Source organism: Calditrichota bacterium, assembly GCA_020637445.1.
In the GTDB taxonomy this organism is placed as follows: domain Bacteria; phylum Electryoneota; class RPQS01; order RPQS01; family RPQS01; genus JABWCQ01.
The window spans coordinates 1,896,809-1,905,518 of the sequence record JACJVZ010000001.1; the positions used below are offsets into that span (position 1 = coordinate 1,896,809).

Consider the following 8,710-nt stretch of genomic DNA (forward strand, 5'->3'; position numbering starts at 1 on the left):
CGCCCGCGCTTATTTCAACAAAACCAGCTTTCGTGTCTGAACCAACCCACTTACATTCAGCCGAACGAAGTATATCCCGCTCGGGAGTGCGGAACCATCAAAAGTAACTTCGTGATGCCCGGCAGACATTTGCTCATCCAACAATGTCTGCACTTGCCGTCCGGTCAAGTCATACACATTCAAACTTGCTCGCGTAGCCTTCGGCAAATCAAACGCGAGCATCGTCGTCGGATTGAATGGATTCGGATAGGCCGACAGCGCAAGCTCCTGCGGCAACTCGGACCGAGCGTCCGCATCCGTGAAAATCGGCTCACCAAACCGGTAGATGCGCAACTCGCTGCCGTAACGAACGACGAGGCGGCGATAGTCGTCGCTGTATCTACTCACGACTTTGATCTCATTAAATCCCGGATCGAATCTGGATGTTTGTCCCCAAAATTGGAAGTTTCGAGGATTTCGAATATGCAAAACTGCAAATTGCGGTTCAGCGACGAGCAGCTCTTCCCCTACAAGATTTTGCGTAGCATCAGCCAACAAAGCGGTCCGGTATGTCGTTGCGTATCGCCATATAGTAGAGTTCGATGTATCGGACCACGCCTTCAATGAGTCCGGTGTCTGCAATATAACTAGAGCGGATTGAATAGTTTCGTCCCAGGTCGCCAGAAGCTGGAGACACTCGCCGAGGGTTTGCTCTGCGCTTGGCCAGAAGGACGACGAAATCGCACTGTCACCGCTGAGTTCGTACTTGCGCAATATCGGACACTGAAACCCGCAAAAGCTGGTGCCATCGTCAACAACGACCCAATAGAATTGATAGGCCCATTGCGACATCGAAGCCATATAAACATTGGCATCTAGCAATGATCCGGAATTGCTCTGATACCAATCCTGATATAGTATGTTTGGCGTACGGTCTTGAAGTCGATTGTCGTAATGGCTTTTGATACCCACTATTCTTGCCGAGGCGTCCGGGTAAGCAGGCACAGCATTGAGACTGTGAAGCGTGTGGAAACACCACAAGTCAGGTTCGAAAGGGTTCTGAGAGTGATAGCTAACCCAAGAACGTCCCATTATTGGCCGTCCAGACGTACTGTCATAAACACCAATACTCACTTCCCCGTTGCCTAAGGAACAGTCACGGTGAAAATAGCTTGCAGCAAGACACTGAAGCGAATCGCCTTCATTTCGGAAAATCTCTGCATAAACAGGAAACCCGTGACCAGAAGAGTTGTATGAACCTACACGAAAAGTGTCAAGAACTCCAGTCGCCGATGTCCCAAAAAAGAACGCACAAAGCGGGTAACCGTCGTGACTTGTGCCTGTACAATCTCCGATTGCCCAAACGTAGGTCCCCATTGAAATTTGCGCAACATCCCACACCTCGGGCACAACGGGCAATTGAATCGTCTCTTCCAAGACCAGCGGCACTTCATTGCCAAAGAGCGGAGCGGCATAGGCCGCAAACAAACATCCGAGAATCGCAAACATCCCTTTCATGCTGCACCTCCGGAATTTGAATTTCGAATTAATGTGAAGCGGGCGTGACTTTCTTGTCACGCCCGCCTTGAATTACAGCATCAAAATATTAGTCGGGTCGGCCAGCATCGTGACCAAATCATTGACGAATCTGGCGCTGTCGCCGCCGTCTACGATTCTGTGGTCAAACGATAAACTTAGCGGCTGTATCCAACCCTTTGCAATCTGGTCGTTCAAAATCACAGGCTTTTGTTGAATCCTGCCCGTACCCAAAATCGCGACTTCGGGGTAGTTGATAACCGGCACCCCGAACTGTCCGTTCAGACTGCCGTAGTTCGTGATCGTGAACGTCCCGTCGCGGATTTCGTCAATCGCGAGCTTGCGTTCGCGCGCGCGGTTCGACAAGTCTTCGATCTCGCGTGCAAGTTCGATTATGCCCTTTTGATCGGCGTTCTTGATGTTCGGAACGACCAACCCGTCCGGCGTATCCACCGCCAAACCGATGTTGTAGTACTTCTTATACACAACACGGTTGCGCTCGAGATCGAGCGTCGCATTCAATTTCTTGTGCTTCCGAAGCGCGACACAAACGGCTTTGATAATGAACGGTAAGTAGGAAATCTTGATCCCTTCGCGCTCGAGCTCTTTGTTCTTCTGCGCGCGCAGAGCCACGAGCTTCGAGACTTCCACTTCGTCGAGCGACGTCGCATGCGGAGCCGTGTACTTCGACTGCGACATGCGGTTGGCAATCGTGCGGCGCAGTTGCGAAAGTTCTTCGATCTCGACCACACCGGGGAACTCGCCGGGCACGGCAGGCGCGACAACTTTCGGCGCGGCAGGAGCACTCGGAGCAGATCCTTGCGTGGGACGCGGGGCAGCAGGCGCCGAACCTCCTCGTGCAGCAGCTTCGATGTCGCTCTTCATCACACGACCGGAAGGTCCGGTGCCGCGAATATGCGCGATATCAACTCCCAAATCCGCAGCCATTTTGCGTGCGACGGGTGTGGCAATCACTTTCGCGCCGTGAGACGCGCCGTTCTCCGCGACCGCCGGCTGTCCTTCATTCGTCGAGGGCAGCACCTCGTCACCGACGGGAATCTGTCCCACGACGCCGTACATACCGTCTTCATCCGTGGAAGCGGTTTTCTCTTTCGCGAGTGTTTCCGAATGGTGCGTCGTCGTGTCGTTTTCGTGATAGGCTTCGGTCGGCGGCGGTGTGCTGAAGCTGACTTCTTCATTTTTGCCGACGATTACCGCGATGACCTGTCCGACATGCACGATCTCGTCAACGGCGCCGCTCGTTTGCGCGAGCTTGCCCGTCTGCGGCACGGGAATGTCGGTCACGACTTTGTCGGTTTCGACCTTGAGCAGCGGATCACCTTCCTTGACCATGTCGCCGGGCTGGTGATACCACTCGAGAATTTTACCTTCGTGAATGCCTTCCCCGATATCGGGAAACTGAAAATTAAAGGCCATGTGAACTTTCCTGATCTATGTTCAAACTTTGTTTATTCGTAAACGAATGCGAAGTCAGTTTCTATGATTAGAAACTGAATCTGCATTTTCAATTCTGCCCGTGAGCTGAGTGAGCGCCTTTGGCTTCACGCCTTCCGGGATGTCGATTTGCGCGTTGCTGAGTCCCAGCCTGCGCATGCCTTTCTTCACCGCGCCTTTTGGATCGCGTTTGAATACCGCGTAGGCTTTGCGCGCGTCGGCGATCTTCTTGTTGACAGGCTTGGCGTTTAGATCACAGGCCACGCTGCAATCCCGAAAATCCATGCCCAACATCCTGCGCCGGAATCTATAGGCGGCATCGCTGTTCCACACTGACATCAAATCGGAATCTATCAAATTTCCGATCTTGTACCACGTCTTGCAGCACGCAAACGTGTCGCCGTCCGGCCGTATGGAAAGACTGTCAAAAGCCATATTACACGGGCCAGTCGCGCGCGAAGTTTCGGAACGTTCGCGAATCGGTTTCAACCCGTGCTGCCGCGCGTAGACACGATCGAAGTCCTCGAGAAAGAGAACTCGCATGTGGGGATAGCTGTCGCTTGCCGCATAGGCTTCGGCGAGATAGCGGTGAACTTGATTGGGAGAGTGCTGTTTAATGCCGCGCAGATAGTCCGTATTGAACAGCACTTCGTCGAGTCCGTGCGCCGCCGCCCAATGAATAAACCCGGCCAGTTCGTGAATCGTTTCATCCAGAACCACAGAGCTGATTCTGATCACCAGCTTAGAACCGAGTTGTCGCTTGCGCGCGACCAGCCTGTCGATATTCGCGACGACTTCATCGTATCTTCCGAATTGCACGATCCGTGCATAGAGCGACGGATCGACGGAATTGAGACTGAAGTTCACACTTCCGCCCAAAGCGAGAAATGTCTCTTCCCAAATTCCCTTGAACTGCACGCCGTTGGTTACTGTGTGCAGTCCCAGATGTCCGTACTCTTTCGTGACGGTCTTGAGGAGTTCCTTCGCACCCGGCAGGATGGTGGGCTCTCCTCCTGAAATCAACAGCCGTTCCGCGCACTCAAATGCAGGGAGTAGCCGTTCTTTCCAAATAATCTCCGCTGTCCGGGTCGCCGGACTGAAATCCGTCTGAAAACACATGATGCAGCGCACGTTGCACTGCTTGCCCATCTCAACCATAATCTCACGCAAATGACTGAGCGGCCAGTTGCGCAACTCGCTATCGGAAATATTTTCCCGATTCAATACCGGTAATGCCTTCATGGAAATGACACCTTTCGAGGCAATTCGCAAACTTGTCGTGACGGGACCCACCCGTTGGACAACCAACGTTTCTAACCGGCAAATATGTAAAGAGCAAAACGGAACGAGCGGAATGTAGAACGAACTACATTTGATAATCCGCGAGCTTGCGGGCGTAGTAGTGCACGCGCTCGGGCGTCGGACAATACAGGTCTTCGCTGCGCGGGAGCGGCGGAATCGTGTCGTTGCCGCACAGACGCATCGGCGGAGCTTCGAGATACTCGAAACACTTTTCGGTCGCGAGCGCCATCAATTCCGCCGCGACGCCGAAGCTCTTCGGGCCTTCCTGCACCACGAGCAGACGACCTGTTTTCTTGATTGAGTTTACAATCGTATCCCAATCGAGCGGATAGATCGTGCGCAGGTCGATCAATTCAATGTTGATATGATCTTTTTCGATAAAGTCGAGCGCCTTACGGCAGACGTGCATCATCGCGCCGTAGGAAATCACGGTCATGTCGCGGCCTTCCTTCTCGACTTTCGCCTTGCCGATGGGAATGCGGTAGAGACCTTCGGGCACTTCCTGCTTCATCGCGCGGTAAAGACGCTTGGGTTCTTGATAGATCACCGGATCGTTGTCTTCAATCGCGGAAACCATCAGACCTTTCGCGTCGTACGGCGTCGAGGGAATCACGACTTTCAAACCGGGGATGTGCGCGTACATCGCTTCCATCGCCTCGGAGTGCATTTCGAGCGCCTTCACGCCGCCGCCATACGGGAAACGAATCACCGCGGGCACGTGACGCTGGCCGCGCGTGCGGTAGCGGTAGCGCGAAATGTGCGTGATGATTTGATTCATCGCGGGATACACGAAACCGTCGAATTGCATTTCGGCGACGGGACGCAGCCCCATCACAGACATGCCGATGCACGCGCCGATGATCGACGATTCGGCCAGCGGCGTGTCGAACACGCGCTTGACGCCGTGCTTCTTTTGGAGATGTTCGGTCACACGGAAGACGCCGCCTTCAACGCCGACGTCTTCACCGAAGCACAGCACGGACGGATCATCCGCGAGCTTCACGTCCAGCGCATTGTTCAGCGCCTGCACCATAGTCATAACGGGCATGGATTGCTCCTATTGAGAAAATTTTCTTGAAACATGATAAGTCACCTCGTGTGTGCGGGGTTCTGATTCCCCCTCGCTTTAGCGGGGCTCCTTCTGATTCCCTCTCGCTTTAGCGGGGGGGTTAGGGGGGGTCTCTGCAATGGCGAGTTCGATGCGTTCAAGCACGCCGCTCAAATTCTGCAACACCGCCAAGTTGCCGACTCGAATCATCCGATAGCCTTGTTGCTCAAGCCACTCGGATCGCGAATTGTCATACTCAATCTGACTCATTTCCGCATGTGTCAGTCCATCCACTTCGATGATGACATTGTACTCAGGCAGAACGAAGTCTACGATGTACGCCCCGATGTTCATTTGTCTGCGGACACGAGTGCCGAGTTTATTTGCGCGTATGGATTGCGACAAGTGCTTTTCAGCGGCAGTGGGCTCCTTGCGCATTTCGCGGGCGCGCTGGAAATTCTCTTTGGGGACGTTCTGCCATCTGGGCGTGGTAACTCCTTTTCACCCCCCCTTGCCCCCCCCCGCTGAAGCGAGGGGGAATGAAAGTGCCTACCCCCGCTTCACCTGCCAGTCGATGAACGCCTGAATATCCGCCTTCTGTTCAATCAGCGAGTTCGTCAGGTTTTCGTACTGGTGCTCGAAGAGCTCGTGAATCGGGTTGGGACCGAGACCGACGACGCGCTGAACGACGGCGTCGACCTTGGCGGCGCACTCTTCTTCATACGACGTTTCGTCCTTGTCACTCCAGAGTTTTTTCTCTTCGAGATATTTCTTGACGCGAATCAGCGGATCGCGCGGCTCCCAGATCTTTTCTTCTTCGTGCGTACGGTACTTGGTCGGATCGTCCGACGTCGTATGGGCACCCATTCTGTAGGTCACGGCTTCAATTAGCACGGGACCGTTGCCTGCGCGCGCAAAGTCGACGGCTTCCTTCGTCGCGCGATAGACCGCGAACAAATCGTTGCCGTCCACTTGAATACCGGGCAAGCCGAAACCGACGGCCTTCTGCGCAATCGTCGCGGCTTTCGTCTGCTGATCGCGCGGGACGCTGATCGCGTATTGGTTGTTGTTGCAGAAGAACACGCACGGACAGGTAAACACCGCGGCCCAGTTTAGCCCTTCGGAAAAATCTCCTTCCGACGTGCCGCCGTCCCCGAAGTAGCACAGCACAGCCTGGTCGAGACCTTTGTAGTTGATCGCATGACCGATACCGGCCGCGTGGGGAATCTGCGAAGAGATCGGCACCGACGTCGGCAAGCTGTTCACACCTTCGGGCATGACCGCACCGCTCTCGAGACCGAGGTACCACTTGTACACCGTTTCGACGGGCACGCCGTGCCACATGTACGCGCCGATTTCGCGGAAGGCCGGGACCATCCAGTCGTCTTTGCGCAGCGCCATCGCCGAACCGACTGCGGCTGCTTCCTGTCCGCGGTTGACGGGCAGCGTGTAGAGCTTGCCCTGACGCTGCAGGTTGACGGCCTTGAGGTCGACGATGCGCGCGTACTTCATCATCTTGTAACCCTCAAGCAGCAACTCGTCACTCATCTCGGGCATCCACTCGGGATGCAGGACCTTTCCATTGGGGTCGAGGATCTCGAGTTTCTTGCCCGACGTCGCGTCATAGGCATCGAACAGCGAGGAGGTTGGCTTAGCCCCCGCATGTCCGTTGGTCTTATCGGTTTTCTTGGTCTTGGTCTCAGCGGCCATGACAACTCCCTTTATTTGAATTATTTATCCATAATCAGTTGAAATGAGGAAGATTAGAATCCTCCAAGCAAAGTCAATATAAGGTTTTTTCTCAGGATAGCAAGGCTTAAAACATATATTTTGATGTTGAATGATTTAGTGTTTATGTAAAATGGTCGTCATTCTGAATGAAGCGCAGTGAAATGAAGAGCCCCTCTGAAAAACGTGGAATTGGGCCACTTTCTCCAGAGGGATCCTTCACTACGTTCAGGATGACGACGGATCGGGCTATTTCAGCAGCACCACTTTCTGCATTTGGGTTTGCGTGGCAGTCTCGGCGCGGAGGAAATAGAGCCCGCTGGCGAGGGCTGGCGGGGCGATGTAGGAGTTACCCTTAGCTAGACTTTCTGATGCTGAATGAAGCTTGAGCACAAAGCTGCAGAGAAACGTCAAAAGACTTGGCCAAATGCGACTTTTGAACTTGCACTGGGTTGTACCTCCAGTTCTGGTCAAAATCCAGATCTTCTATTAGGCCGATAAAGTCCTTGAAGCCGTGATCAAGTTTAATACACTCAGACACGAGTAACTTTCTGTTGTGGCCAAGTTCTTTGAGCTTTGCGTCTGGCATTCCATGCCAACTCAAAAACGCTTTCATGGATTTCTCTGCTGACTGAATAGTCATGAAATACGCATTTAGCAGAGAATACCCCAACTCACAGAGTGCCGATGCCGAGTCAAGGTCAACTAGCGACGCACACAACCGTAATGCAACGCTATTATTTCCTTCAAAATCATATGCCGAATGAAGCGTGTCGTGGATTACACCATATGTACTCCGAAAATGAAGAAACCATTTCTCGCGGCGGCACTCGCAGCGGGTGCCCCGCTATCTCCGACACATGAAACGGGATTTGGGATTTCTCCAGATTCCGGCCGGGTTGCGGAAGACCTTAACCCAGCTCGGCGAGTGAGCGCACTTCCTCTTTCCTCTTTTCTATTTGCTATTTTCCGCCTTCTCTCTTGACAATTTGAACAAATGGTCATAACTTACGCGGAACAAACTCAGGACGGCCAAAATGAACTCTGAAGAAATACGCGACGCGCTCTACTCCCAATTTGGAGCCACTTTGGACATGCTGGAAAACGCGATTCTGGCCTGTCCTGATGATGTATGGAGCAATGGTGAAATCATCAGCGAGCGAACGTGGTGGGAGTTCTGGTATCTGGCCTCGCATACACTCTTTTGGACAGACTTTTACCTGTCTGAGACCATCGAAAACTTCACTCCGCCGAAGCCGTTTGGCCTGGAAGAACGTGATCCTGCCGGCGTACTCCCCCCGCGCGTGTACACACAGAAAGAACTTCTAACCTACCTCGAACATGATCGCCGGAAGATGCAGGAAGTCTTCAGAAACCTCACCGGCGAGAAGATGTCCGAGCGGTTTATCGTTGGCAAGAAGAATTTCTCTGTTGTGGAGAAATTGCTGTATACCATGCGGCACATCCAGCACCACACCGCGCAGTTGAATCTGCTCTTGCGGCAATCCGGACACGAGCCGCCCACATGGGTGACACACCCCAAACAACCGTTGACCCAATGAAAAAAGGACTCGCACAAGCGAGTCCTTTATTTTGCGGCGACCCTCTCAGGCCGCGCCACATTCGCGCCGTTGTCGGTCTCCAGACCGGCAATGGCAATTC

At 53.5% G+C, this 8,710-nt stretch carries 8 protein-coding genes; 1 reads left to right on the plus strand and 7 read right to left on the minus strand.

Annotated features, from left to right (window positions below):
• Positions 1-9: 9 nt before the first annotated feature.
• From H6507_07850 to H6507_07880, 7 genes are all read right to left on the minus strand, one after another.
• Positions 10-1,497: a T9SS type A sorting domain-containing protein gene (locus H6507_07850; GenBank protein ID MCB9369002.1), complete on the minus strand. Its 1,488-nt coding sequence runs from the start codon at positions 1,495-1,497 to the stop codon at positions 10-12.
• 72 nt (positions 1,498-1,569) lie between these two features.
• Positions 1,570-2,952 carry a 2-oxo acid dehydrogenase subunit E2 gene (locus H6507_07855; protein MCB9369003.1) on the minus strand — a complete coding sequence of 461 codons (1,383 nt, stop codon included), beginning with the start codon at positions 2,950-2,952 and terminating at the stop codon, positions 1,570-1,572.
• Between the two features lie 54 nt (positions 2,953-3,006).
• Positions 3,007-4,212, minus strand: a complete 1,206-nt coding sequence (locus H6507_07860) for a radical SAM protein (GenBank protein ID MCB9369004.1) — start codon at positions 4,210-4,212, stop codon at positions 3,007-3,009.
• 124 nt (positions 4,213-4,336) lie between these two features.
• Positions 4,337-5,320: an alpha-ketoacid dehydrogenase subunit beta gene (locus H6507_07865; GenBank protein ID MCB9369005.1), complete on the minus strand. Its 984-nt coding sequence runs from the start codon at positions 5,318-5,320 to the stop codon at positions 4,337-4,339.
• 78 nt (positions 5,321-5,398) lie between these two features.
• Positions 5,399-5,758: an endonuclease domain-containing protein gene (locus H6507_07870; protein ID MCB9369006.1), complete on the minus strand. Its 360-nt coding sequence runs from the start codon at positions 5,756-5,758 to the stop codon at positions 5,399-5,401.
• A 111-nt stretch (positions 5,759-5,869) separates the two neighbouring features.
• On the minus strand, positions 5,870-7,030 hold the full coding sequence (pdhA, locus tag H6507_07875) for a pyruvate dehydrogenase (acetyl-transferring) E1 component subunit alpha (GenBank protein MCB9369007.1): 1,161 nt from the start codon (positions 7,028-7,030) through the stop codon (positions 5,870-5,872).
• 373 nt (positions 7,031-7,403) lie between these two features.
• The gene (locus H6507_07880; protein ID MCB9369008.1) at positions 7,404-7,664 is read right to left on the minus strand and encodes a hypothetical protein; all 261 of its coding nucleotides are present in this window, start codon (positions 7,662-7,664) and stop codon (positions 7,404-7,406) included.
• Positions 7,665-8,085: 421 nt separating this feature from the next.
• Between H6507_07880 and H6507_07885 the strand changes: the two genes are divergently transcribed.
• Entirely contained in the window at positions 8,086-8,610 is a 525-nt protein-coding gene (locus H6507_07885) for a DinB family protein (protein ID MCB9369009.1), read from the plus strand.
• Positions 8,611-8,710 lie beyond the last annotated feature (100 nt).